The organism is Pseudoxanthomonas winnipegensis (assembly GCF_030322905.1).
GTDB classification, from domain to species: Bacteria; Pseudomonadota; Gammaproteobacteria; order Xanthomonadales; family Xanthomonadaceae; genus Pseudoxanthomonas_A; species Pseudoxanthomonas_A winnipegensis.
Window position 1 is genome coordinate 1,746,076 of the sequence record NZ_CP095475.1, and the last position, 25,838, is coordinate 1,771,913.

The 25,838-nt window shown below is 67.8% G+C and carries 17 protein-coding genes; 9 read left to right on the forward strand and 8 right to left on the reverse strand.

Annotated features, from left to right (window positions below):
• Window positions 1-144 precede the first annotated feature (144 nt).
• Window positions 145-3,183, forward strand: a complete 3,039-nt coding sequence (locus MWN52_RS07780; protein ID WP_286577348.1) for a TonB-dependent receptor — start codon at window positions 145-147, stop codon at window positions 3,181-3,183.
• A 114-nt stretch (window positions 3,184-3,297) separates the two neighbouring features.
• Here MWN52_RS07780 and MWN52_RS07785 read toward each other — a convergent pair whose 3' ends face one another.
• Both MWN52_RS07785 and MWN52_RS07790 read right to left on the reverse strand, forming a co-directional pair.
• Window positions 3,298-4,896 carry a tetratricopeptide repeat-containing sulfotransferase family protein gene (locus MWN52_RS07785; RefSeq protein WP_286577350.1) on the reverse strand — a complete coding sequence of 533 codons (1,599 nt, stop codon included), beginning with the start codon at window positions 4,894-4,896 and terminating at the stop codon, window positions 3,298-3,300.
• Between the two features lie 68 nt (window positions 4,897-4,964).
• Window positions 4,965-7,739 (reverse strand): TonB-dependent receptor plug domain-containing protein, encoded by a 2,775-nt coding sequence (locus tag MWN52_RS07790; protein ID WP_286577351.1) that lies wholly within the window; start codon window positions 7,737-7,739, stop codon window positions 4,965-4,967.
• Between the two features lie 273 nt (window positions 7,740-8,012).
• Between MWN52_RS07790 and apbC the strand changes: the two genes are divergently transcribed.
• Both apbC and dcd read left to right on the forward strand, forming a co-directional pair.
• Complete coding sequence (gene apbC, locus MWN52_RS07795; RefSeq protein ID WP_286577353.1) at window positions 8,013-8,852, forward strand: iron-sulfur cluster carrier protein ApbC; 840 nt, start codon at window positions 8,013-8,015, stop codon at window positions 8,850-8,852.
• A gap of 64 nt (window positions 8,853-8,916) precedes the next feature.
• On the forward strand, window positions 8,917-9,492 hold the full coding sequence (dcd, locus tag MWN52_RS07800) for a dCTP deaminase (protein WP_130518903.1): 576 nt from the start codon (window positions 8,917-8,919) through the stop codon (window positions 9,490-9,492).
• A gap of 152 nt (window positions 9,493-9,644) precedes the next feature.
• Here the strand turns inward: dcd and MWN52_RS07805 are convergent, their stop codons facing one another.
• From MWN52_RS07805 to MWN52_RS07815, 3 genes are all read right to left on the reverse strand, one after another.
• A complete protein-coding gene (locus MWN52_RS07805) occupies window positions 9,645-9,839 on the reverse strand; it encodes a LiaI-LiaF-like domain-containing protein (protein WP_130518899.1) in 195 nt (64 codons plus the stop codon).
• A gap of 224 nt (window positions 9,840-10,063) precedes the next feature.
• On the reverse strand, window positions 10,064-10,480 hold the full coding sequence (locus tag MWN52_RS07810) for an HIT family protein (RefSeq protein WP_286577356.1): 417 nt from the start codon (window positions 10,478-10,480) through the stop codon (window positions 10,064-10,066).
• Complete coding sequence (locus tag MWN52_RS07815) at window positions 10,477-11,148, reverse strand: dienelactone hydrolase family protein (protein WP_286577358.1); 672 nt, start codon at window positions 11,146-11,148, stop codon at window positions 10,477-10,479. The genes MWN52_RS07810 and MWN52_RS07815 overlap by 4 nt, the downstream gene beginning before the upstream one ends.
• A gap of 165 nt (window positions 11,149-11,313) precedes the next feature.
• On the opposite strand from MWN52_RS07815, the gene rimO reads away from it, so the two are divergent.
• The gene (rimO, locus tag MWN52_RS07820; RefSeq protein ID WP_286577359.1) at window positions 11,314-12,687 is read left to right on the forward strand and encodes a 30S ribosomal protein S12 methylthiotransferase RimO; all 1,374 of its coding nucleotides are present in this window, start codon (window positions 11,314-11,316) and stop codon (window positions 12,685-12,687) included.
• 183 nt (window positions 12,688-12,870) lie between these two features.
• Here the strand turns inward: rimO and greB are convergent, their stop codons facing one another.
• The 3 genes from greB to MWN52_RS07835 form a co-directional block, all read right to left on the reverse strand.
• Window positions 12,871-13,377: a transcription elongation factor GreB gene (gene greB / locus MWN52_RS07825; RefSeq protein WP_286577360.1), complete on the reverse strand. Its 507-nt coding sequence runs from the start codon at window positions 13,375-13,377 to the stop codon at window positions 12,871-12,873.
• A 51-nt stretch (window positions 13,378-13,428) separates the two neighbouring features.
• The gene (locus MWN52_RS07830; RefSeq protein WP_286577362.1) at window positions 13,429-13,860 is read right to left on the reverse strand and encodes a hypothetical protein; all 432 of its coding nucleotides are present in this window, start codon (window positions 13,858-13,860) and stop codon (window positions 13,429-13,431) included.
• A gap of 95 nt (window positions 13,861-13,955) precedes the next feature.
• Window positions 13,956-15,464, reverse strand: a complete 1,509-nt coding sequence (locus MWN52_RS07835; RefSeq protein ID WP_425608094.1) for a helicase HerA-like domain-containing protein — start codon at window positions 15,462-15,464, stop codon at window positions 13,956-13,958.
• A 162-nt stretch (window positions 15,465-15,626) separates the two neighbouring features.
• Between MWN52_RS07835 and MWN52_RS07840 the strand changes: the two genes are divergently transcribed.
• The 5 genes from MWN52_RS07840 (at window position 15,627) to MWN52_RS07860 (ending at window position 25,743) form a co-directional block, all read left to right on the forward strand.
• Complete coding sequence (locus MWN52_RS07840) at window positions 15,627-17,225, forward strand: transglycosylase SLT domain-containing protein (protein WP_425478232.1); 1,599 nt, start codon at window positions 15,627-15,629, stop codon at window positions 17,223-17,225.
• A gap of 208 nt (window positions 17,226-17,433) precedes the next feature.
• On the forward strand, window positions 17,434-18,660 hold the full coding sequence (locus MWN52_RS07845; RefSeq protein ID WP_286577364.1) for an efflux RND transporter periplasmic adaptor subunit: 1,227 nt from the start codon (window positions 17,434-17,436) through the stop codon (window positions 18,658-18,660).
• Between the two features lie 72 nt (window positions 18,661-18,732).
• A complete protein-coding gene (locus MWN52_RS07850) occupies window positions 18,733-21,966 on the forward strand; it encodes an efflux RND transporter permease subunit (RefSeq protein ID WP_130522208.1) in 3,234 nt (1,077 codons plus the stop codon).
• Between the two features lie 39 nt (window positions 21,967-22,005).
• Window positions 22,006-25,152: an efflux RND transporter permease subunit gene (locus MWN52_RS07855; RefSeq protein WP_286577366.1), complete on the forward strand. Its 3,147-nt coding sequence runs from the start codon at window positions 22,006-22,008 to the stop codon at window positions 25,150-25,152.
• Window positions 25,153-25,395: 243 nt separating this feature from the next.
• On the forward strand, window positions 25,396-25,743 hold the full coding sequence (locus MWN52_RS07860) for a hypothetical protein (RefSeq protein WP_130529611.1): 348 nt from the start codon (window positions 25,396-25,398) through the stop codon (window positions 25,741-25,743).
• Window positions 25,744-25,838 lie beyond the last annotated feature (95 nt).

The window sequence follows — 25,838 nt, forward strand, 5'->3', positions numbered from 1 at the left end:
ACCTTCTGTTAAGCCACGGATGGCGCGGCGTCGCAACGTGCGCAACTCTGTCACGTATCGACACATCCGGCGCGCCGTCGACGGGAGGGACCACTTCTGGCGGGGCCGCCACCGGCCTGCGTCGCACTTATCTGAGAGAGAGATATGGCAACTCGTGGAGTTCGTGGAAGGCTGTCCAGCAACATCCGGCGCAGCGCGCTCAGCGTGGCGCTGGGCATGTGCGTGGCCGGCGGCGTGCAGGCGCAGAGCGCCGTGGGTTCGATCTTCGGCAGCAGTCAGCCGGGCAGCACCATCACCATCCAGAGCCCGCAGACGGGCTTTACCCGCTCGATCGTCGCCGACGGCTCGGGCCGCTTCACCTTCAGCCAGCTGCCGCCGGGCAACTACGCGATCACGGCCGATGGCCAGACGCGCGATGTCGTGGTCAAGGTCGGTAGCGGTTCGCAGGTGACCTTCGGTGGCGACGCCACCACGCTGGACTCGGTGACCGTGGTCGGCGCGCGTGCCTACAACCCCATCGACGTGTCCTCGGTGGAGTCGACCTCGGTCTTCACCGCCGACCAGATCGCCGCGCTGCCGGTGTCCAGCGACGTGACCTCGGTCGCGCTGCTCGCGCCGGGCACCGTGCGCGGCGATACCGGCTTCGGCAACCTGGCCTCGTTCGGCGGCTCCTCGGTCGCCGAGAACGGCTACTACATCAACGGCTTCGACGTCACCAACATGCGCAACATGCTGTCCTTCGCGCGCATGCCGTTCCAGGCCATCGCGCAGCAGCAGGTCAAGACCGGCGGCTACAGCGCCGAGTACGGCCGCTCGCTGGGTGGCATCGTGAGCATCGTGACCAAGTCCGGCTCCAACGACTGGCACTTCGGCGGCAGCGTCGAGTGGGAGCCGGAGTGGGGCAAGGCCTCGGGCAAGGACGTGCAGGAGCGCGACCCGGATGCCGCCGATCCGCTCTACGTCTACCGCAGCGACAACACCTCGAGCAGCCTGATCTACTCGGCCTACGCGAGCGGCCCGATCATCAAGGATCGGCTGTTCTTCTTCGCCCTGGCCGAAGGGCGGGACAACCAGACCGACGACTACTACTCGTTGAACAGCCGCAAGACCAGCGACACCACCCCGCAGGGCTTCCTGAAGCTGGACTGGTACATCACAGACAACAACCTGCTGGAGTTCACCGGGCTCTACAACAAGCGCAAGACCAAGTACCACACCTACGACTACAACCCGACCGCCGACGGCGAGAACCGCTACAACGTCGGTCGCCACGAGGCGCCGATCGAGCAGTACGAGATCGAGAACGGCGGCAAGCTGGGCATCCTGAAGTACACCGGCTATGTCACCGACAACTTCACCCTGTCGGCCCAGTACGGCTACCTGAGCAACCTGATCGACTCGCGCCTGCCCGCCAATCCGCCGGGCAGCGAGTGCCCCTGGGCCTACAGCTTCGGCCTGACCACCAGCGTCGTCGACCGTTACGTTGGCTGCAACCCCGGCACCATCATCTTCATCGCCGACCCGGACGTGGCGCCGGACGAGGACGTGCGCAAGGCCTACCGCGTGGACGCGGAGTGGGTTCTGGGCGATCACAAGCTGCGCTTCGGCGTGGACCAGGAAAAGTACGACTCCAGTCACCGCGGCCAGACCTACGCCGGTGGCATCAACTGGGCGTACTACACCGTGCCCGGCAATTCGGTGGCCACCGGCGCCTACGCCGGCCAGCCGGGTCGTACCGTCAATGGCCAGCTCGTCCCGCGCGGCGCGACCTATGCCCGCTCGCGCGTGCGTGAGACCAGCAGCGCCAGCTACGAGAACGTCAACAGCGCGATCTACCTGGAAGACAACTGGCAGGTCACCGACAACTTCATGCTGCAGCTGGGCGTGCGTGGCGAGAAGTTCGAGAACAAGAACGGCGACGGCATCGCCTGGGTCGAGTCGGACTACAAGATCGCGCCGCGTCTGGGCTTCTCCTGGGACGTGGTGGGCGACGCCAGCCTGAAGTTCTTCGGTACCGCCGGTCGTTACTACATCCCCGTCGCCAGCAACTCGAGCATCCGCGCCACCGGCTCGGAGTTCACCGAGTTCAACTGGTACTACGTCAACGGATGGAGCGACGCTGACGGTACGCCTGTCGGCCAGGGCGCCCAGATCGGCCCGACCCAGGTCAACGGTTCGCGCGAGGCACCCAATCCGGCCTCCGTCGCCTCGACCAGCCTGACCCCGATGTACCAGGACGAAGTCATCCTGGGCGCGCAGGTGCAGCTGACCGATGCCTGGATGGTCGGCACGCGCCTGACCTATCGCGAGGTGAAGTCCGGCATGGACGACACCTGCACGACCAACCCGTGGATCGACTGGGCCGCCGACAACGGCTACGACGACTTCGACTACACCTCGGTGCCCAGCTGCTATTTCCTGAACCCGGGCGACGATGTGACCATCAACGTCGATCTCAACGGCGACGGCGAGGTCGAACTGGCCACGCTGCCGGCGTCCTACCTGGGCCTGCCCAAGTACAAGCGCAAGTACAGCGGTCTGGAGCTGTTCTTCGAGCGCACCGGCGAGAAGCTCAACCTGCAGGGTTCCTACACCTACGCCAAGAGCAAGGGCAACATCGAAGGCTACGTCAACTCGACGCTGGAGCAGGGCGATCCCGGCCTGACCCAGGACTTCGACCACAGGCTGTTCATGGACGGCAGCTATGGCTTCCTGCCCAACGATCGCCGCCATACGTTGAAGGTGTTCGGCGTGTACTCACTGACGCCGGAGTGGCAGTTCGGCGGCAACCTGATCGTGCAGTCCGGCCGTCCGGTCAACTGCCAGGGTTACATTCCGCTGGAAGGCATCGCCCAGCCGGATGCCGGCACGCTCAACGCCTACAGCGGGTCGAGCTTCTACTGCCTCAACGACGATGGCACGCGCGAACTGCGCCAGCGCGGCGACGCCGGTCGCACGCCGTGGTCCTGGACGCTGGACATGTCGGCTGCCTATGTACCGTCGTGGGCGGACAACAAGCTGAAGTTCAAAATCGACGTGTTCAACCTGTTCAACAACGGCAAGGTCACCGAGTACAACGAGTTCAAGGAAGCCTCGCGCGACGTGATCAGCCCGAACTACCTCAACGATGTGAACTACCAGACGCCGCGGTCGCTCCGTTTCACGGTCCGCTACGACTACTGATCGATTCGATCGGGTTCGATGCAACAGGAGGGCCGGTCCGAAAGGACCGGCCCTTTGCTTTGGGTGTTCTTCATTCCTCGCGTACGCGGCCGAGCCGGCGTGCGGCTTGTTGTTTCAGGTGTGCTCGACGCGGTTGCGCGGGCCGTTCATCAGGCCTGCTTGAGTCAGGAGTCCGCGAAGCGGGGCCAATGCCTCGCCATAGCGTTTCGAGCGTCCCAGCGAACTGCGGTAGATCGGCGAGCGCACCTGCACCGCGCTCGCCGTCGACACCGGTGCGGTGTTGCGCTCGAACGACAGGCACGCGTCCTCCCAGTCCAGTCCGCAGAATGCGAGCAGCTTGCGCGTGCTGTCCGCCTGGTGCTCGACGATATCCTCGTAGTCGATTTCCAGGATGCGATCCGGCAGCAGACGGTTCCAGTGCGCCATGAGCCGGTCGAATCCGATGTAGTAACGGCCTACATCAAGAAGGTCGAACGAGTAGTTGTACTGCGGGGTCGGTGCGAACAGCTGCCGGAAGTTGGCAACGCATGTGTCCATGGGATCGCGTCGCAGGCAGACGACCTTCGCTTCGGGCAAGGCCTGGGCGATCCAGCCGACGTAGAGGAAGTTTTGCGGCAGCTTGTCGATGAAGAACGCCTTGTTTCCCGCGGCCGAGCGGGCCATCTGCAGGTAGTCGTGCCCCAGGGCGTGCCAGTCGATGCGCGGTGCAGCCGCCAGCGTCCCGGGATCCAGAATCCAGGGAGAGAGAATGCCGGTGGCCTTCTTGAACGCCACCGGGAAGTGCTGAAGCTCGCCGGCCGAGTGGACCAGGGAATGGGAGGACAGGATGCGTTCGACCAGGGTCGTGCCGCTTCTGGGCATCCCGACGATGAAAATGGGCTTCGGTGGCGCGCCGCGGTAGCCTGAGCCAGCCGAGTTAAGGACCTGGCTGGCCTGCTCGATGGCTTGGAAGACGGAGGCATCGCTCGGCCCGGACCGATTCAGCTGCGGCCGCCACGCCGCCTTGCCGGCGATCAGATGGGCCATGGCGCGCTGCGGCTCGCCCAGGTCATCGAGCTCCTTCTCCAGCGCCAGATTGAGGTGGAGCTGCGCCGAAGGGGTGGCGTGCCGGGCGAGCAGTTCCTGCAGGCGTTCGACGTGATTGTGCTCGGGCGTCTGCCTGGAAAGTTGCGCCAAAGTGAGATGCGCACGCCAGTAGTCCGGCTGCAGACGGATGCAGGCCTCGCATGCCTCGGTGGCGCCCGCGAGATCCCCTATCGCCGTCAGCGCGGTGGCCAGGTTGAAATGCAGGCTCGCCTCTTGCGGGGCCTGCTCGACCGCGGCCTTGAAGGCGTTCGCAGCACGCGCATGCGCGCCGCAGCGGGTCAACACCACCGCCAAGGTATTGAGCGTCATCGGGTCGGAGGGCTGCAGCGCCATCGCCCGTTCTGCTTGTGCCAGCGCATCGCCTGGCTGCTGGCATTCCAGCAGGAGCCGCGCAAACTGCGCCGCGTAGTCGGGGCGCTGCGGGTTGAGTCGGGTCGCCATTACTAGATGACGGAATGCGTCCTTCCAGGCGCCCTGTTCCAGCGCGGCCACGCCAATGACGAAGTGCAAGCCGGCGTGATCAGGCCAGTGCTGCAACAACGGCTCGCCCAGTTGTCTGGCCTGGGTCCATGCCCGACGATTCAGGGCATCCACGGCCGTGGCGTATTGGCGTTCGAGCTTCTCCATCGTCTCTCCTGCAACGAAAAAGGAAGCCCCCTTGCGGGGGCCTCCAGACAGCATGCCTCAGACGCTGCTTACCTGCCGAAGTCGTAGCGCATCTGAGCGTACACCGCGCGACCGTAGACGCTATACAGATAGTTGTTGTACGGCGTGGTGGACGTGCCGGGATAGTTGTAGGCCTGTCCGTCGGGCAGCTTGTTGCCGATGTTGTTGACCTGCAGCGACAGCCGCAGATTGTCTTCCACCTGGTAGTCCACGCCCAGGTTGAACGTGGTGTAGGTGCCCCACTTGCTGGCCTTGGCACCGGCCGAGTTGGTGTAGTCCATGCTGCCCGAGGCGTAGGCCAGATAGTTGGGCGTCGCGCCCAGCATGTTGGCGTACAGCGTCGTGGTCCACTTGGAGATCGCCCAGCCCACGGACGCGTCGGCCTTCCACTTCGGGCCTGCGTCGTAGGTCCAGTTGGCGGTCGGGTCGCTGATCAGGTTGAGGTAGGGCTGGGTCTGGTCGGACTGCAGCTCATGCTTGCGCTTGTTGGTGTAGTTGGCGGCGAACATCAGCTCGCCGAAGCGGCCGATGTCCTGCAGGTACTTGCTGTTGACGGTGAACAGCTCCAGCTTCTGCCGCGACACGTTGATGCGTGGGGTGTAGACCTCCTGGAGCGTGCCGTCCTGGCCGCGCGTCACCCAGGCGTAGGCCTGGTCGCAGGACACGATTCCGGCGCCGGCCTGGTTGTTGCGGCAGTAGTACTCCTGCAGGAGGATTTGGTCGCTGTCCAGCTGCGCGACCTCGTTCTTGATGTCCCAGCTGTAGTAGTCCACGCCCAGCGAGAAGCGCGCGGTCGGTGCCCACACCGCGCCGACGCTCCAGGTGTCGGCCGTGATCGGCTCCAGATCCTTGTTGCCTTCCTTGGTGCCGAAGTACTGGGCATTGGAATAGCGCGTCGAGCAGCCCTCGGTGTCGTCCGGGCTGTAGCCTTCCAGTCCGCAGTTGTAGTAGTCCGTCGCATAGGAGTACGAACCGCTCAACCCCTGGAACTGGTCGGGCAGCGTCGGCGACTTGAACGCGGTGCCGTACTTGCCGCGGATCAGCAGGCTTTCGATCGGACGGAATTCCAGGCTGCCGCTCCAGGTGGCCTTATCGATCTTCTTGCCGTATGCGTCGTAGGCGTCATAGCGACCGGACAACGACGCCGTGAGCATGTCCACGATCGGCAGGCGCAGCTCGGCCATGGCGGCGTATTTGGTGCGATGACCCGCGCCGGCCACGTCGGTCAGGCCCCAGACCGCGCCGTCCATGATTCCCGGGATCGGCTCATAGTTCCAGCCTTCGTTGCCGGCTTCAACCGCAAAAGCCAGACCGGCCGAGCCGCCCGGCAGCGCGAACAGATCCGTATTGGTCAACTGTGCACGGAAGGTGTCGTCCCAAGTCTTGGCCCGCGCCGTGCCGTAGCCAGTGAAGCTGGCGAAGTCCTGAGACGGCATGACGGTGTAGAACGCCGCATAGTCCGGACGGAAGACCGGATAGGCGCCGAAATAGGGATCCACCCCAAGCTGCGGACCCAGGATCTTGTCCTCGAAATAAGCGTTGATCTTGTCGGCCCAACGCACGAAGGTGCGCGAGTCCAGTCGGGTCTCGTTGCGGGTGAAGCCCACATCGTAGTCCCAGGCCTCACCGAAGGAGCCGTTGCCACCGAGCGTGATGGTGTAGCTCTTGGTGGTGTCCTTGTTCATGATGTTCTTGTAGCTGCCGCCGACGTCCTCGGGCGAGAACGCGCGCTGCAGGTTCAGCAGGCTGTCGTAGTCCGGGTCGTAGTAGTACCCGTACTTCACGCCCGTGCCCCACCAGGTGTAGTTGCTGCCGGAGGCGAACTCGGCCGCGTCATGGCTGTAGAGCACTTCGCCATAGAGATCGAAGTGGTCGTTGACGTTGAACGTGGTGCGGTTGTAGAGCTGCAGCGAGTCCTTGCCGTTCTTGATGGTGCGATAGCCCGGGGCGTAGTTGGAGCCGCAGTAGCTGCCGTAGCCCGCGCGCGTCTGGAAGCCTTCGGTGCCCGCGAACTGCGAGGTGACCGCCGAGCAGTCCACGCCGTCGGGGAACAGATAGCCGTTGCTGCCGAAGCCGTTCTGGCCGATCTGGCGGTAGCCGTAGACCAGGTAGTCGCGCGAAGCAGGCGAGGCGCTGTAGCCCTTGGTGTTGGTCGAGTCGGTGAGATCGCGCTGGTATCCCCATATCGGATCGGAGGTCTCGTACTGGAGCGAGGTCACCGAGTGCAGCCGGCCATCGAGCGCGTTGAAGCCGTTGGTCAGGCTGAAGCGGACCGAGTTGCCGCCGCCTTCGGTATAGGTGCCGCCGCGCACGTTCAGCGTGGTGCCTTCGTAGTCCTTCTTGAGGATGAAGTTGATCACGCCGGCCAGGGCGTCCGAGCCGTACAGCGACGAGGCGCCGCCCGGCAGGATCTCCACGCGCTCGATCGCGTCGATCGGAATGCCGCTGACGCTGTTGAAGGCGTCGGTGCCGTTATACAGGGCCGGGTAATTGCCCATCGGCCGGCCGTTGATCAGGAACTTGGTGTAGGACGGCTTGAGGCCGAACATGCTCACCGTTTCGGCGCCCTGAGTGAAGCTGCCGGAGGTCTCGCCGCCCTGGACGCCGCCGCTGGCGAAGCTGCTGGAACGCAGGATGTCGATCACGCTGTTGAAGCCGCGCGCATGGATGTCCTCTGCGCTGATGGTAATGACCTGGGTGGCAGTCTCGATCTGCGACTGCGGGATCAACGAGCCCGTGACAGTCACCTTGTCCAGATTGGTGGCGCTCTGGCCGTCCTGTGCGTACGCGACGGCGGTTGGCATCAGCAAAGCGGAGAAGACAGCGGCAGTCAGACGACTGCGCGAGAGTGGCTTGCAAGTCATAGTGAGAATTCCCCAGTAAGTCAGGTGTTGGTCGCGACGTTCCTTGTCGTGAATGCGCGAGATGGTCCTTTCAACGGGAACTTAACCTTGCAGGCGCGGGGAGGGGGATGACGAAACCATCAGGTTTAGCGGATTTGGCCGGGTATCGAGACGATATTTCGCCATCGGTGCCTTGGCTTTCGACCGCGTCACGCTCTCGGCGACAATGACGGCATGACCATTCCCGCACATCGGCCCCAGGGCGGCCTGCAGCCCCATCCCCGCGTCCGCAACGTCATCGCCGTGGCTTCCGGCAAGGGCGGGGTGGGCAAGTCGACCACGGCGGTGAACCTGGCGCTGGCCCTGGCGGCCGGTGGGGCCAAGGTGGGCGTGCTGGACGCGGACATCTACGGGCCGAGCGTGCCGGCGATGCTGGGGCTGTCGGGCCGGCCGGAGAGCCCGGACAACAAGTCGATCGAGCCGATGCGCGCGTTCGGCCTGGAGGCGATGTCGATCGGGTTGCTGATCGAGGCCGACACGCCGATGGTGTGGCGCGGGCCGATGGCCACCGGCGCGCTGACCCAGTTGTTCAACGACACGCTCTGGGGCGACCTGGACTACCTGCTGGTCGACCTGCCGCCGGGGACGGGCGATATCCAGCTCACCCTGTCGCAGAAGATTCCGGTCGCCGGCGCGGTGATCGTGACCACGCCGCAGGACATCGCCACGCTGGACGCGCGCAAGGCGCTGAAGATGTTCGAGAAGGTCGAGATCGCCGTGCTCGGTGTCGTGGAGAACATGGCCCAGCACGTGTGCAGCCAGTGCGGCCACGTCGAGCATCTGTTCGGCCAGGGTGGCGGTGCGGCGATGGCGGCGCACTACGGCGTGCCGCTGCTGGGCTCGCTGCCGCTGGACGTGCGCATCCGCGAGCAGGGCGATCTGGGCACGCCGGTGGTGGTGGCGGCGCCGGATTCGCCGGTGGCCCAGGCCTACCGCCAGGTGGCCGAGGCGCTGGTGGCGGCGTTGGACCAGCGTCCGCGCGCCAGCATGTCCATCGCCTCCTCGCTGGTCTAACAGCATCCCGCCGCTGGCCTACAATGCGGCCTCCCGCACGCCGCCCTTCAGGAACACGCCCCGCATGAGCATCAAGTCCGACCGCTGGATCAAGCGCATGGCCGAGCAGCACGGCATGATCGAGCCGTTCGAGCCGGGCCAGGTCAAGCAGGACGCCGGCGGCCATCGCATCGTCAGCTACGGCACCTCCAGCTACGGCTACGACGTGCGCTGCTCGCGCGAGTTCAAGGTGTTCACCAACATCAACTCGACCATCGTCGACCCGAAGCACTTCGACAGCGGCAGCTTCGTGGATATCGAGTCGGACGTGTGCATCATCCCGCCCAACAGCTTCGCGCTGGCGCGCACGGTCGAGTATTTCCGCATCCCGCGCGACACGCTGGTGGTGTGCCTGGGCAAGAGCACCTATGCGCGCTGCGGGATCATCGTCAACGTCACGCCGCTCGAGCCGGAGTGGGAAGGTCATGTGACGCTGGAGTTCTCCAACACCACGCCGCTGCCGGCGCGCATCTACGCCAACGAGGGCGTGGCGCAGATGCTGTTCTTCCAGGCCGATGCGGACGATGTGTGCGAGACCTCGTATCGCGACCGCGGCGGCAAGTATCAGGGACAGACCGGCGTGACCCTGCCGCGCACCTGAGGTCGGTGGGCCGGCCTTGTCCGGCTTCCGCCAAGGCATGGCAAGAAGGCCGCACCTCTGGTGCGGCTTTTTTTGTGGTTTTTCTCCGGCCAGGAGATTTCGCGGCGTGCGCGTTGCTGCTTTGGAAGGGCAACTGTCTGCCTCTGTTGGCGTCAGGAAACGTCGCGGCAGCGCGCCTGCTGGCCGCTGGCGCGGCGCAGCAGCAGGTTGATGCCGCCCAGGATCAGCAGCAGCGGCCACCAGGTGGCGATGAGCTCGCGCACGTCCAAGCCCGGGAAGCCGAGGTTGTCCAGCAGGAACAGCGTGCCCAGCACGATCAGGATCAGGGCGGGGATCAGGTGGCGCATGGTGGGGCATCCGTTCGGAAGGTGAGGCCATCGTGCGCCTGCGACCGCGCCGGATCAGGTGCCACAAGTCAACTTTCGTCGTGCCAGAAGGCATGCGATGTCTAGGACTTCTCTGCTAGGTTCAGTCCTGCGGCTGTCGAGCCATTGATGCAATGATCGGGATCGCAGGGCGCCATGTGCTTCACGTCCGCTGCAGTAGAGCCTGGCCGGTCACGCCAACATGGTTACCCCAGCAGCGTGCGCCAGTGCGCGATGCGCGCCTGCAGTGCGTTGGGCGCGTGGCGTTGCGCGGGGCCGCTGCCCCAGACCGGGCCGGGCCAGGCGGCGTCGCCTTCGTGGCGGCCGACCAGGTGCACGTGCAACTGGCGCACGATATTGCCCAGCGCGCCGATATTGAGTTTGGTCACGCCCGGCTCGGCGCGCACGCAGGCGCCGGCGCGGTTGACCTCGGCCAGGAGCAGGCGTTGCTGGCCGCCGTCCAGTTCGATCCATTCGCTGGCGCCGGCCACGCGCGGCACCAGCAGCAGCCAGGGGAAGCGCGTGTCGTCCATCAGGCGCACCTGCGAGAGCGGGCCGTCGGCGATGAAGGCGCTGTCGGCCGCAAGACGCGGGTCCAGCGCGAAGGTGTGCGTCGCGCTCAACCGATGTTTTCCTGCAGGAACGCCACCGCGCGGCCGAAGGCCTGCTTCGCGCTGGCCTCGTCGTATACCGCCGGGCTGGCCTCGCGGTTGAATCCGTGGTCGGCCGGGTAGGTGAACACGTCCATGTCGGGCCAGGCCTGGCGCTGGGCCTCCACGACCTCGGCGGTGATGTGCTTGTCGCGCTCGCCGAAGTGGAACTGCACCGGCGCCTTGAGCGGCTGGTCCAGGAACTGCGCGTTGCGCCCGCCGTAGTAGCTCACGCCGGGCAGGCCCAGGCGCTGGGCGCAGAGCAGGGCGACGGTGCCGCCCCAGCAGTAGCCGACGGTGGCGACCTTCTCGTTGGCCGCGGCGGTGCGTGCGGCGTGGGCGGCGATCTCCACCACGTCCACGGCGGCGTCCAGGCCGATGGCGCCGACCAGCTCCAGGCCACGCTTGGTGCCGTCCTGGTCGTAGGGCAGCTCCAGGCCGGGTTCGACCAGGTCGAAGAACGCCGGCGCGATCGCCAGGTAGCCCTGCGCGGCGTACTGCTCGGCCACGCCGCGGATGTGTTCGTTCACGCCGAAGATCTCCTGGATCACGATCACGCTGCCGCGTACAGCGCCGGCCGGTTCGGCCTGCCAGGCCGCGACCGGCCCCTTGGAGGTGGAAAGCGTGATCCATTGGCCCATGGCGGGAACTCCTGTCTGGCGAGGGGGAGGCCAGTCTAGGGGCTGGCGCGTTCAGGAAAGGCAAGCCCGCCGGTCCGCACCGTTGCCGCCGTGGTGTTGCAGCGGCGCGGCGGGCGGACCCGGCGCGCGGCGTATAATCGCCGGCCGCTCATCCCTGTGTCGCCCATGCCAGCTGCCGCCCCCAAGGTCGGCTTCGTCAGCCTCGGCTGCCCGAAAGCCCTCGTCGATTCCGAACGCATCCTCACCCAGCTGCGCGTGGAGGGCTATCAGCTGTCCGGCAGCTACGACGATGCCGACGTGGTGGTGGTCAACACCTGCGGCTTCATCGACGCGGCCGTGACCGAGTCGCTGGAGGCCATCGGCGAGGCCATGGCCGAAAACGGCAAGGTCATCGTCACCGGCTGCCTGGGCAAGCGGGCGGACATGATTCGCGAAGCGCATCCCGGCGTGCTGTCGATCAGCGGCCCGGCCGACTACGGCAGCGTGATGTCGGCGGTGCACACCGCCGTGCCGCCGCAGCACAATCCTTATCTGGACCTGATCCCGGCCCCGCGCCTGACCGGCGAGGACTTCGCCGCCGGGATCAAGCTCACCCCCAAGCACTACGCCTATCTGAAGATCTCCGAGGGCTGCAACCACCGCTGCAGCTTCTGCATCATTCCCTCGATGCGCGGCGATCTGGTCTCGCGGCCGGTGGACGAGGTGCTGCGCGAGGCCGAGAAGCTGGTCAAGGGCGGGGTCAAGGAGCTGCTGGTGGTCTCGCAGGACACCAGCGCCTACGGCGTGGACCTGAAGTACGCCGCGCGCACCTGGCAGGGCCGCGAGTACCAGACCCGCATGAAGGCCTTGTGCGAGGGCCTGGGCGAGCTGGACGTCTGGAGCCGCCTGCACTACGTCTATCCGTATCCGCACGTGGACGAGATCATCCCGCTGATGGCGCAGGGCAAGGTGCTGCCGTACCTGGACATCCCGCTGCAGCACGCCAGCCCGCGCATCCTCAGGCTGATGAAGCGCCCGGGCGCGATCGACAAGACCCGCGAGCGCATCGCCCGCTGGCGTGAGCTGTGTCCGGACATCACCCTGCGCAGCACCTTCATCGTCGGCTTCCCGGGCGAGACGGAGGCCGAGTTCGAAGACCTGCTGGACTTCCTGCGCGAGGCGCGGCTGGACCGCGTCGGCGCGTTCGCCTATTCGCCCGTGGACGGCGCCGGCGCCAACGCGCTGCCCGATCCGGTGCCGGAAGAGGTCAAGCAGGAGCGCCTGGCGCGCTTCATGGCCGTCCAGGCGGAGATCTCGGCCCAGAAGCTGGAGGCCAAGATCGGCAGCGTGCAGCGCTGCCTGGTCGACCTGATCGAGGACGGCGTAGCGGTGGCCCGTTCGGCCGCCGACGCGCCGGAGATCGATGGCCTGGTGCATATCCAGGATGGCGAGCAGGCCGGCCTCAAGCCCGGCCAGTTCGTCGATGTGACCATCGTGGACAGCGACGAGCACGACCTGTTCGCCGAGGTCCTGCGCCGCGAGCTGCCGGTCCTGTCCTGATCGGCGGGATTTCAGGGTGGGGCGCCTCCTCCTGTAGAGCGGAGCTTGCTCCGCTGGGGCCTGCCGAAGATCCGGCCGGAAGGCAGCGGAGTCCCCAAGAGGGGATTGCCACAAGCTCCGCTCTACAGGTAGGACGCGATGTGATCGGAAGCGACTGCTGCTTCTACCGTGCGCTTGCAAGCCTCAGCCTGCGCCGTAATCCACATCCACGATCACATAGCGCTGCATGCCGCCGGGCAGCTGCGCCTCGAACTCGTCGTCCAGCCGCTTCTTCAGCATCGCCCGCGCCAGCGGCGAGTCGATGCTGATATGGCCAAGCGCCGCGTCGGTCTCGTCCGGGCCGACGATGCGGTAGCGCGCCGTTTCGCCGGTGACGATGTGCTCGACCTCGATGCGCGCGCCGAAGAACACCGCCTGCGGATCGCTGGGCCGGGTGTCGACCACGCGCAGCGCTTCCAGCCGCTTGCTCAGATAGCGCACGCGCCGGTCGATCTCGCCCAGCTGCTTCTTGCGATAGGTGTACTCGGCGTTCTCCGAGCGGTCGCCTTCGTCGGCCGCCGCGGCCAGCGCCTTGACCACCTCGGGCCGGCGCACGCGCCACAACTCGTCCAGCTCGGCCTTCAGGCGCGCATGGCCTTCGGGCGTGATCAGGGCGGTGCTCTTCTCGGCGGGCGGACGCCAGCGGCTCATGCGGACAATGCGGTCATGCGGCGGCGCGGCGACGGCGCGCCGCGCGGACGATCAGTGGACGCGCTTGAAGACATAGGCGCCGTCCTGGCTGCGCAGCTCGTCGGCGCTGATCACGTCGAAACGCACGGCCTGGGCGGCCTTGTCGGTGGGCGTCAGCAGCATCACGCCGGTGCCGGCGGGCGACCAGGTGCCGCTGCTGGTCAGTTCGGCGCCGCCGGCCTTGAGGGTCTGCCGGTATTCGCCGTCGGCCTCGATCACCAGGGTCGAGGCATTGCCCTCGAAATCCCCGGCCAGGGCGCTCGCCGCGATGACCACGCCTTGCTTGTCGCTGATCTCCGCCGGGGCGCCGGTGGCAGGCGGCGGCGTCTGGACCGGCGGCGTGGACGCCGGCGCGGGCGTGGTGGTCTGCGGGCTCTGCGCGGGCTTGCAGGCGGCGAGCCCCACGGCGAGAAGGGCACAGCACAGCAGGCGCGATCGTGTCATGGCAATTCCTGAGGTCTTCTTGGGGCAGGCGGAGCCTGCGCAGGGGCGAGCTTGGCAAAAAGCGCCGGCGAGTTGAAGCGCGCGGCCGCGCGCGTTCAGCGCCGACGGCCGCCGAACAGGCCGCCCAGCACGCCGCGCAGGATCTGCCGGCCGACCTGATTGCCCACGGTGCGGGCGGTCTGCTTGGCCATGGCCTCGACCACGCCCTGGCGGCGGCCGGTGCCGAACAGGATGTCCTTGGCCATCTGGCCGAAGCCGCCGCCGTCCTCGTCCTTGGCGCCGGCCTTGCCCACCGGCGGCGCCTGGGCCTGTTCGGCCGCGGTCTGCGCGCGCCTGAGCAATAGCTCGGCGGCGGACTCGCGGTTGACCGCGGTGTCGTACTTCATGCCGACCGGGCTGCCGGCGCGCACCTGGCCGCGCTCGGCCTCGCTGATGGCGCCCATGCGGCAGCGCGGCGGCGCGATCAGGGTCTGCTCGACCGGCATCGGCACGCCCTTGTCCTGCAGCGTGGACACCAGGGCCTCGCCGGTGCCCAGCGAGGACAGGGTGCGCGCCACGTCCAGCTTCGGATTGGGCACGAAGGTCTCGGCCGCGGTCTTGACCGCTTTCTGGTCGCGCGGGGTGAAGGCGCGCAGCGCGTGCTGCACGCGGTTGCCTAGCTGGCCCAGGATGTTGTCGGGCACGTCGTCAGGGAACTGCGAGCAGAAGTACACGCCCACGCCCTTGGAGCGGATCAGCCGGACCACCTGTTCGATGCGCTGCTGCAGCGCCGGGGGCGCGTCGTCGAACAGCAGGTGCGCCTCGTCGAACACGAACACCAGCTTGGGCTTGTCCAGATCGCCCACCTCGGGCAGGGTCTCGAACAGCTCGCTCAGCAGCCACAGCAGGAAGGACGAATACAGCCGCGGCTTGAGCACGAGCTGGTTGGCGGCCAGGATGCCGATCACGCCGCGGCCATCGGGCCCCACGCGCATCAGGTCGGACAGCTCCAGCGCCGGCTCGCCGAAGAAGCCGTCGCCGCCGTCCTGCTCCAGGCGCAGCAGGGCGCGCTGGATCGCCGCCACCGAGGTCGCGCTGACCAGGCCGTATTGGGTGGAGACCGCGCTGCGCTCCTCGACTACCAGGTTGAGCAGGGCGCGCAGGTCGGGCAGGTCGAACAGCAGCAGGCCGCGGTCGTCGGCCAGCTTGAACACGATGTCCAGCACGCCGGACTGGGTGTCGTTGAGCTCCAGGATGCGGCCCAGCAGGGTCGGCCCCATCTCGCTCACCGTGGTGCGCACCGGATGGCCGAGCTTGCCGTACAGGTCCCAGAAGATGGTCGGCGAGGCCGCCGGTGCGTAGCCGGGTACGCCGATCTGCGCGGCGCGGGAGATGAGCTTCTCGTTGCCGTCGCCGGCCACGGCCAGCCCGGCCACATCGCCCTTCACGTCGGCCATGAACACCGGCACGCCCAGGCGCGAGAAGCCCTCGGCCAGCGTCATCAGGGTCACGGTCTTGCCGGTGCCGGTGGCGCCGGCGACCAGGCCATGGCGGTTGCCGAACTTCGGCAGCAGGTGGACGGGGATGTCGTCGGTGAGGCCCTTGCCCAGCAGGATCGGATCCATGGATGTTCTCGCGTCAGGTGCCGCTGATTTTAGGCACAAGCCAAGCCCGGCTCGCGAACGCGCGCGCGCATCTGCATGCATGGCCGCCAACGCGGTGCCGCGCGCGACCTTGCCGCTGCGGCGCGCGCGCGGCTACCCTGCCGGGCCGCTTTTCGCCCGTTCGTGTGCCTGATGCCCTTCCTGTCCCGCGTGGTGCCGCTGTCGTTCCTGTTGCTGCCGCTGCTGGCGGCGCCCGCGCAGGCGCGCGTGTCGGCCCGCGACCAGGCCGCCGCCGACGCGCTGACCCAGCGCATGGCCGCCGCCGAGAAGCGCTACACCGACGCGCTGGTGCTGACCGCCAACGCCGATCCCAAGGGCCAGGCCCAGGGCGATGCGGCGCTGGAGGACATGGAGGACGTGCTGGACGCCTGCACCAAGCAGAAGGGCTGCCAGATGCACACGCTGCTGGCCACCTACAAGCGCCTGCTCAAGGCCCAGGTGGATGCGCGGGGCGAGGACGACAGCGATGACCTGGTCGGCGAGGCCGGCAGCAACGATCCGCTCGACGACGGCACCGACCACAGCGCGCCGGCCAGCGCCGATGTGCCCGATTCGACCCGCACCGCGCGTCTGCTCGACGACGAGCGCCATCCCTTCGACAGCATGGTCGAGTACAACCCGGCCGTGCAGGCGGGCATCCGTCGCTGGCTGACGGACATGCGCGGGCCGCTGATCGACAGCTACGAGAACTACATGAATCTGCGCTCGCAGATGCTGCCGGCCTGGCAGATCACCGGGCTGCCCGAGGCGCTGCTGTTCGGGATCATGGCCAAGGAGTCCTACGGCCGGGTGCACGTGTCCTCGCGCGCGGGCGCGGCCGGGCTGCTGCAGTTCATGCCGGCCACGGGCAGCCGCTTCGGGCTGGGCATGGACGGTTCGGGCTTCGATACCCGCTTCGACCCGTACGCGGCGACCGAGGCGGCCGCCGCGTACATGAACGAGCGCATGGGCGAGCTGGGCCGCAACATCGAATTCGCGCTGGCCGCCTACAACGGCGGGGAAGGGCGCGCGGTGCGCATCTACCGCGAGCATCCGGGCAGCTTCTGGAACGCGGCGGCCTACAACCAGTTCCCGGCCGAGACCCAGGACTACGTGCCGATGGTGATCGCCGCGGCCTGGCTGTTCCTGCATCCCAAGCAGTACGGGCTGCAGTTCCCCAAGGTGGATGCGACGCCGGCGCCGCTGAAGCTGCAGCGCACCGCCTCGATCTACGAGCTGACCATCTGCCTGGGCACCGGCCGCACGCGCGAGGGCTTCATGCGCGCCCTGCGCAACCTCAATCCGCGCTACCAGGCCGAGACCTGGATCCCGGCCGGCACTGTGATCAACGCCAACCAGCACATGGTGAGCCTGTACAACCGGCTGTGCGTCAAGGGGCCGACCGCCGAGCTGGCGCACACGCTGGTGACCGCCACGGTCGATTCGGCGATCAAGTACGACGGCCCGCGCAGCACGCGCGTGGCGGTGGGCGATGTCAGCGGCGTGCCGGTGGAGGCACCGGCCGGCGTGCCGACCACCGTGGCCACCGGCAGCCCCAGGCCGGCCAAGCCCAAGGCCCGGCAGGTGCGCAGCTACAAGGTGGCCCGCGGCGACACGCTGGGCAAGGTGGCCGGCAAGTTCCAGTGCGAGCTGGGCGATCTGGCCAAGGCCAACAAGCTGCGCGCGCCAGCCTACGCGCTCAAGCCGGGACAGACCATCCAACTGGTCGGCTGCGACCGCTGAGCCCGGCCCGATGGCCGCGCCGCTCGACCTGGTCGGGAGGCGGGCGGGCATGTCCCGTGGATGACATCCAGCCTGCTGGTGGCTGAACGAAGCCGCCTGCAGGCGTGCTGCCCCTGTCATCAGTCATGCAGGCACGCGCGTTACCAACCGCTAACCTTGCATGTCGTAGGCGGGGAACACGCCGTCCCCCATCCCGGAGAATCGTTGCATGTCGCGTAAATGGAAGATCGTCCTGTGGACGGTCGTGGTGGTGGTCGTGGTGGTGTTGGGCCTGCGCGCCTGCGGCAAGCGGGGTTCGGGCGATGCGGAGATGCGCCAGGGCGGCCAGGACAGCGACAAACCGGTCCCGGTGACGGTCGAGCCGGTCACCACCCAGGACGTGCCGGTCTACCGCAGCACCACGGGCACCGTGACCGCCCTCAACACCGTGACGATCAACCCGCAGACCGGCGGGCGCCTGATGAGCCTGGACTTCACCGAAGGCCAGCCGGTCAAGAAGGGCCAGCTGCTGGCGCGCATCGACCCGCGCGAGCTGCAGGCGACCTACGACCAGGCCGCGGCCTCGCGCAAGCAGAACCTGGCCCAGCTGCAGACCGCGCGCGACACCAATGCGCGCCTGACCGATCCCAAGTACAGCCAGTACGTGGCACGCACCGACCTGGATACCCAGAAGAACCTGGTCGCCCAGTACACGGCCGGCGTGGCCGCCGCCGAGGCGCAGATGCAGGCCGCCGCGGTGCAGCTGGGCTATACCCGCATCGTCTCGCCGATCGACGGCATCGCCGGCATCCGCGGTGTGGACGTGGGCAATGTGGTGACCACCAGCTCCTCGATCGTGACCATCACCCAGGTCGAGCCGATCTACGCCTCCTTCAGCCTGCCGGCACAGGACCTGGACGTGGTGCGCGCGGCCCAGGCGCGCGGCAACGCCCCGGTCGCCGCGCTGGATGCCACCGACCAGCATGTGATCGTCGCCGATGGCGTGCTGGACGTGGTCGACAACCAGGTCAGCGCCGACAGCAACACCTTCCGCCTGCGCGCGCGCTTCCCCAACGCCGACCACGTGCTGTGGCCGGGCCAGTTCGTCAACGTGCGCCTGCAGGTGGACACGCTCAAGCAGGGCATGGTCGTGCCGACCCAGGCCGTGCAGCGTGGTCCGGACGGCGACTACGTCTATGCGCTGGACAGCGACAACACGGTCAAGATGACGCCGGTCACCACCGGGGTGGAGGTCGGCTCGACCCACATCGTGGTGACCAAGGGCCTGTCCGCCGGGCAACGCGTGGTGACCGAGGGCCAGTTCCGCCTCAAGCCCAACGCCAAGGTCAATCCGCTCAAGCCCGGCCAGGCGCCGCCCGAGCCCACCGCCGCCGAGCTGCAGCAGGCCATGCAGGGCCAGCGTGGCGGCGGCCGCCGCGGCCCCCCTGGTCGCTGATCCAATCGATCCACGGCCCGCGCCGCTCCACGCGCGGGCCGCCGCACGACGCTTCGACAGGACGGACTTCCCTTGGGCTTCTCCAGCATCTTCATCCGCCGCCCCATCGCCACCACGCTGCTGATGATCGGCGTGATGCTGCTGGGCATCATGGGCTACCGCAGCCTGCCGGTGTCGGCGCTGCCCGAGATCGATTCGCCCAGCCTGGTGGTGACCACGCAGTACCCCGGCGCCAGCGCGGCGACGATGGCCGCGCTGGTGACCACGCCGCTGGAGCGCCAGCTGGGCCAGATCTCCGGCCTGGACATGATGACCTCCGACTCCTCGGCCGGCCTGTCCACGATCGTGCTGCAGTTCGCGATGGACCGCGACATCGACGTGGCCTCGCAGGACGTGCAGTCCGCCCTGCGCCAGGCCACGCTGCCTAGCGGCCTGCCGTACCAGCCCACCTACAACCGGGTGAACCCGGCCGATGCGGCCATCGTCACCCTCAAGCTGACCTCCGACACGCTGCCGCTGCGCGAGGTCAACCGCTACGCCGACTCCATCCTGGCCCAGCGCCTGTCGCAGGTGCCGGGCGTGGGCCTGGTGTCGATCGCCGGCAACGTGCGTCCGGCCGTGCGCATCCAGGTCAACCCGGCGCAGCTGTCCAACATGGGCATGACCCTGGAGACCCTGCGCAGCGCGCTGACCCAGGCCAACGTCAACGCGCCCAAGGGCTCGCTCAACGGCGCCACCCAGACCTACAGCATCGGCACCAACGATCAGATCGACGACGCCCAGGGCTATAACGACACCATCATCAGCTACAAGAACGGCGCCCCGGTGCGTCTGGGCGATGTGGCCAAGGTGGTGGACGGGGTCGAGAACGACCAGCTCTCGGCGTGGGCCGACGGCAAGCAGGCGGTGCTGCTGGAGATCCGCCGCCAGCCCGGCGCCAATATCGTCCAGACCGTGGCCGCCATCCGCGCGCTGCTGCCGCAGCTGCGCACGGTGCTGCCCTCGGAAGTGAAGCTGGACGTGTTCTCCGACCGCACCGAGACCATCCGCGCCTCGGTGCACGAGGTGCAGTTCACCCTGGTACTGACCATCGGCCTGGTGGTGGCGGTGATCTTCGTGTTCCTGCGCCGGCTGTGGGCCACGGTGATCCCCTCGGTGGCGGTACCGCTGTCGCTGGTGGGCACCTTCGGCGTGATGGCCTTCGCCGGGATGTCGCTGGACAACCTGTCGCTGATGGCGCTGGTGGTGGCCACCGGCTTCGTGGTGGACGACGCGATCGTGATGATCGAGAACATCGTGCGCTACATCGAGCAGGGCCGAAGCGGTCCGGAGGCGGCCGAGGAGGGCGCGCGCGAGATCGGCTTCACCGTGCTGTCGCTGACCATCTCGCTGGTGGCCGTGTTCCTGCCGCTGCTGCTGATGCCGGGCGTGACCGGGCGGCTGTTCCACGAGTTCGCCTGGGTGCTGTCCATCGCGGTGGTCATCTCGATGCTGGTGTCGCTGACGCTGACGCCGATGATGTGCGCCTACCTGCTCAAGCCCGACGCGCTGCCCGAGGGCGACGACGCGCACGAGCGCGCCGCGGCCGCCGGCAAACGCAACCTGTGGACGCGCACGGTCGGCCTGTACGAGCGCACCCTGGACTGGGTACTGGCGCGGCAGAAGCTCACCCTGATCGTGGCCCTGGCCACGGTGGTGGTGACGGTGCTGCTGTACATCGCCATCCCCAAGGGGCTGCTGCCCGAGCAGGACACCGGCCTGATCACCGGTGTGGTCGAGGCCGACCAGACCGTGGCCTTCGAGCAGATGCAGGCACGCGTCCAGGCCGTGGCCGAGGCGCTGCGCCGCGATCCGGCGGTGACCGGCGTGGCCGCCTTCATCGGCACCGGCACCATGAACCCGACCCTCAACCAGGGCCAGGTCAGCATCGTGCTCAAGGAGCGCGGCCAGCGCGAAGCGCTGGAGACCGTCGTGCCGCGCCTGCAGAAGGCCGTGGCCGCCATTCCCGGCGTGGCCCTGTACCTGAAGCCGGTGCAGGACGTGACCCTGGACACGCGCGTGGCCGCCACCGAGTACCAGTTCTCCCTGTCCGATGTGGACACCGCCGAACTGCAGACCCAGGCCGACCGCATGACCGCCGCGCTGCGCCAGCGGCCGGAGCTGTCGGATGTGGGCAACAACGCGGCCAACGCCGGCCGCGCGCTGCTGGTGGACGTCAACCGCGACACCGCCAGCGCCCTGGGCGTGCCGATGCAGAGCATCGACGACACCTTGTACGACGCCTACGGCCAGCGCCAGATCTCCACCATCTTCACCTCGCTCAACCAGTACCGCGTGGTGCTGGAGGTCGCACCGGAGTTCCGCACCCAGGACGCGCTGATGAACAAGCTGGCCATCGCCAGCAACGGCAGTGGCGCGCTGACCGGCACCAACGCGACCGTGCTGGGCCAGGTGACCTCGTCCAACTCGGCCACCGCCACCGGCATCGGCAACGCCAACACCGGCATCACCGTGGGCAGCGGCGGGGCGATTCCGCTCTCGGCCCTGGCCACCGCCAAGGTCGGCACCACGCCGCTGGTGATCAGCCATCAGCAGCAGCTGCCGGCCACCACGATCTCCTTCAACGTCAGCCCGGGCTATTCGCTGTCGCAGGCGGTGGCGGCGATCAACGAGGTGCGCGATCAGCTGGACCTGCCGCAGACCATCCGCACCGAGTTCATCGGCAAGGCGGCCGAGTACTCGACCAGCCAGTCCGACGTGGTCTGGCTGCTGATCGCCGCGGTGGTGGTGATCTACATCGTGCTGGGCGTGCTCTACGAGAGCTACATCCACCCGCTGACCATCATCTCCACGCTGCCGCCGGCCGGCGTCGGCGCGCTGCTGGCGCTGTGGCTGTGCGGCTTCAGCCTGTCGGTGGACGGCATCGTCGGCATCGTGCTGCTGATCGGCATCGTCAAGAAGAACGCGATCATGATGATCGACTTCGCCATCGAGGCCCGGCGCACGGGCCTGAGCGCGCACGATGCGATCCGCCGCGCCTGCCTGCTGCGCTTCCGCCCGATCATGATGACCACCGCCTGCGCGCTGCTGGGCGCGCTGCCGCTGGCGCTGGGCGACGGCATCGGCTCGGAGCTGCGCAAGCCGCTGGGCGTGTCGATCGTCGGCGGCCTGCTGCTGTCGCAGCTGGTGACGCTGTACACCACGCCGGTGATCTACCTGTACATGGAACGCGCCTCCGAGCGCGTCCAGCGCTGGCGCGATGCGCGCGCCGCGCGTCATGGCGCCCCGGCGCCGGAGGCCGGCTGACGCTCGCCGCAAGGCGATCGTCCGTCGAGTAGCGCGCCCATGGTCCGCCGCGTCAGCCTGTCCTCCATCTTCATCCGCCGCCCGATCGGCACCTCGCTGCTGGCCGCGGGCGTGTTCGTCATCGGCCTGATGTGCTACCTGCGCCTGGGCGTGGCGGCGCTGCCGTCGTTGAGCATTCCGGTGGTGTTCGTCGGCGCCAGCCAGTCCGGCGCCGATGCCAGCACGATGGCCTCCACGGTGACCGCGCCGCTGGAGCGGCGCCTGGGCCAGGTGCCCGGCGTGGACACGATGCGTTCGAACAGCTCGGAAGGGCGCTCGAACATCTTCCTGAGCTTCAATTCGAGCCGCGATATCGATTCGGCCGCACAGGACGTGGCCGCCGCGCTCAGCGCCGCCAGCGCGGACCTGCCCTCGGGCATGGGCACGCCCGGCTACCAGAAGGCCAATCCCAACAACGATCCGCTGATCGCCATCGCGCTGGTGTCCAGCACCCAGTCCACGGCCGAGCTGTACAACCTGGCCGACTCGCTGCTGGCCCAGCGCCTGCGCCAGATCACCGGCGTGGCCTCGGTGGACATCGCCGGCGCGTCCACCCCGGCGGTGCGCGTGGACGTCAACCTGCGCGCGCTCAACGCGCTGGGACTGACCCCGGACAGCCTGCGCAACGCCATGCGCGCGGCCAACGTGGTCTCGCCCACGGGCTTCCTGTCCGACGGCAAGCAGACCGTGGCGATCATCGTCAACGACTCGGTGCGCAAGGCCGCCGACTTCGCCAACCTGGCCATCGCCAACCAGAATGGCGTGATCGTGCGCCTCAAGGACGTGGCCCGGGTCTACGACGGCCAGCAGGACGCCTACCAGGCGGCCTGGTTCAACAAGCAGCCGGCGGTGGTGATGTATGCGCAGATCCGCAGCGGCGCCAACACGGTCGAGACCGTGGACCGCATCCGCGCGCAGATTCCGCTGCTGCGCGAGTACCTGCCGCCCGGCACGACGCTGACCCCGTACTACGACCGCACCCCGACCATCCGCTCCTCGCTGCACGAGGTGGAGATCACCCTGCTGATCAGCCTGGCAATGGTGGTGCTGGTCATGGCGCTGTTCATGCGCCGCCTGGCGCCGACCCTGATCGCCACCATCACCGTGCCGCTGTCGCTGGCCGGCGCGGCGGTGGTGATGTACGTGTTGGGCTATACGCTCAACAACCTGAGCCTGCTGGCGCTGGTGATCGCGATCGGCTTCGTGGTCGACGATGCGATCGTGGTGATCGAGAACATCATGCGCCACCTCGATGCGGGCATGTCGCGCATGGAGGCGGCGGTCACCGGCGCGCGCGAGATCGGCTTCACCATCGTCTCGATCACCGCTTCGCTGATCGCGGTGTTCATCCCGGTCATGTTCGCCCCGGGGATGATGGGCGCGTTCTTCCGCGAGTTCACCGTCACCCTGGTGGCGGCCATCGGCGTGTCGGCCATCGTCTCGCTGACCCTGACTCCGACCCTGTGCAGCCGCTTCCTGTCGGCCCACCCGGTCGAGGAGAAGCCCTCGCGGCTTGGCCGCACCATCGAGGCCGGGCATGCGCTGATGCTGCGCATCTACGTCAAGTGCCTGGACTTCAGCCTGCGCCACGCGCTGCTGCTGGCGCTGACGCCGCTGATCCTGATCGGCCTGACGATCTTCCTGTTCGGCAAGGTCAAGTCCGGCAGCTTCCCGCCGCAGGACACCGGCCTGATCTGGGGCCGCGCCAGCTCCAGCGCCACGGTGTCCTTCGCCGACATGAAGGAACGCCAGGCGCGCATCACCGACATGCTGATGGACGACCCGGCGGTGAAGATCGTCGGCGTGCGCCTGGGCAGCGGCTGGTCCGGCCAGCGCGCGCAGTTCAACATCGAGCTCAAGACCCGCGCCGAAGGCCGCAAGGACACCACCGCCCAGGTGCTGGCGCGGCTGAGCCTGAAGGCCGACAGATACCCCGACCTGGACCTGCGCCTGCGCGCGGTGCAGGACCTGCCCAGCGATGGCGGCGGCACCGGCAACCAGGGCGCGCAGTACCAGAAATCGCTGCAGGGCAACGACCAGGCCGAGCTTGCGCTGTGGCTGCCCCGCGTGGTGGCCGAGCTGAAGAAAAACCCGAAGTTCCGCAACGTCTCCAGCGACGTGGACGAGGGCGGCCTGCGCCAGAACATCGTGATCGACCGCGCCCAGGCCGCGCGTCTGGGCATCACCATCGGCGCCATCGACGGCGCGCTGTATGGCGCCTTCGGCCAGCGCTCGGTGTCGACCATCTATTCCGAGCTCAACCAGTACTCGGTGGTGGTCAACGCGCTGCCCAACCAGACCGACACGCCGGCGCAGCTGGACACGGTCAAGCTCAAGGCGCGCGACGGGCAGATGGTGCCGCTGAGCGCGCTGGCCAAGCAGGTCGATGGCCTGGCGCCGGCGCAGATCACCCATCTGAACCAGTACACGGTGATGGACCTCAGCTACAACCTCGCCCCGGGCGTGAGCAGCGGCGAGGCCGATGCGATCTTCAAGTCGGTGGTGGAGGGCATGCGCATGCCCGGCGACATCAAGATCGCCGAGGACAGCGGCTGGCAGATCGCCATGCAGCCCAACTCGATGCTGATGTTGGTGTTCGCCGCCATCCTCACGGTCTACATCGTGCTGGGCATGCTCTACGAGAACCTGGTCCACCCGGTGACCATCCTGTCCACGCTGCCGGCCGCGGGCGTGGGCGCGCTGCTGGCGCTGGTGGCGACCAACACCGAGCTGTCGGTGATCTCGATGATCGCGCTGGTGCTGCTGATCGGCATCGTCAAGAAGAACGCGATCATGATGATCGACTTCGCCCTGGTGGCCCAGCGCGAGCATGGGCTGACCCCGGCCCAGGCCGCGCGCGAGGCTTCGATCGTGCGCTTCCGCCCGATCATGATGACCACCATGGTCGCGCTGCTGGCCGCGGTGCCGATCGCGATCGGCCTGGGTGAGGGCTCCGAGCTGCGCCGGCCGCTGGGCATCGCGATGATCGGCGGCCTGCTGTTCTCGCAGAGCCTGACCCTGCTGAGCACGCCGGCGCTGTACGTGATCTTCTCCTGCCTGCAGCAGCATTGGCGCAACTGGCGCGCGCGCCGTCGCGAGAAGAAGCTGGCGCGCCGCCGCCAGCGCCTGGCGCAGCAGGCGGGCTGAGCGTGTGGGAGGAGAGGCGGGCGATCCCGCCTCTCTTGCTCCGGCAAGCCCGTCGCTCACGCATCGAGGGCGCGCGGCGATGTCCGCGCCAGCGGGGTCTGTTGCGCGACCGCAGTGCCTGCCCGCTGAAAACGCTTCAAGCGTGAACCACGCCGCGCTTCGCACTTTTCACCTGCACAGCTTCAAGCGACTGCAATCTGCGGCGCGCACAGTGGCTCGCACAGGGCGCACCAGGAGCCAGCCATGCAGGCGATTCCATGCGGCAGCCGCCTGCCGCGGATCTTCATCGATCTCCAGGCCGAGCAGGCGTACTGGCAGGACTGGTACCTCAACCTGCCACGCGCCGGCGACGCGCGCGATTTCGCCGGCTACTGGCCGGTGATCGGCGCGGTCTACGGCATCTATCTCGACGCTCCAGGCTGGGACTCGGATCGCGCGCAGGCGCGCTATGCGCGCTGCGCGGCCGTGCAGCGGCGCGGCCTGAGCGAGCGCGAGGCCAGCGAGGTGTTCTCGCAGGTGTGGGGCCGCATCAGCGGCGAGCGCCTGGGCCGCGCGGCGCTGGATCGCGGCGCCCGCCGCTACGCTGGCTAGCGGGCGCGATCAGTGAAGCTGGTGGTGTACCGCAGTGCGGCTCCCGCCTGTAGAGCGGAGCTTGCTCCGCTGGGGCCTTCCCCACGAACCGAACG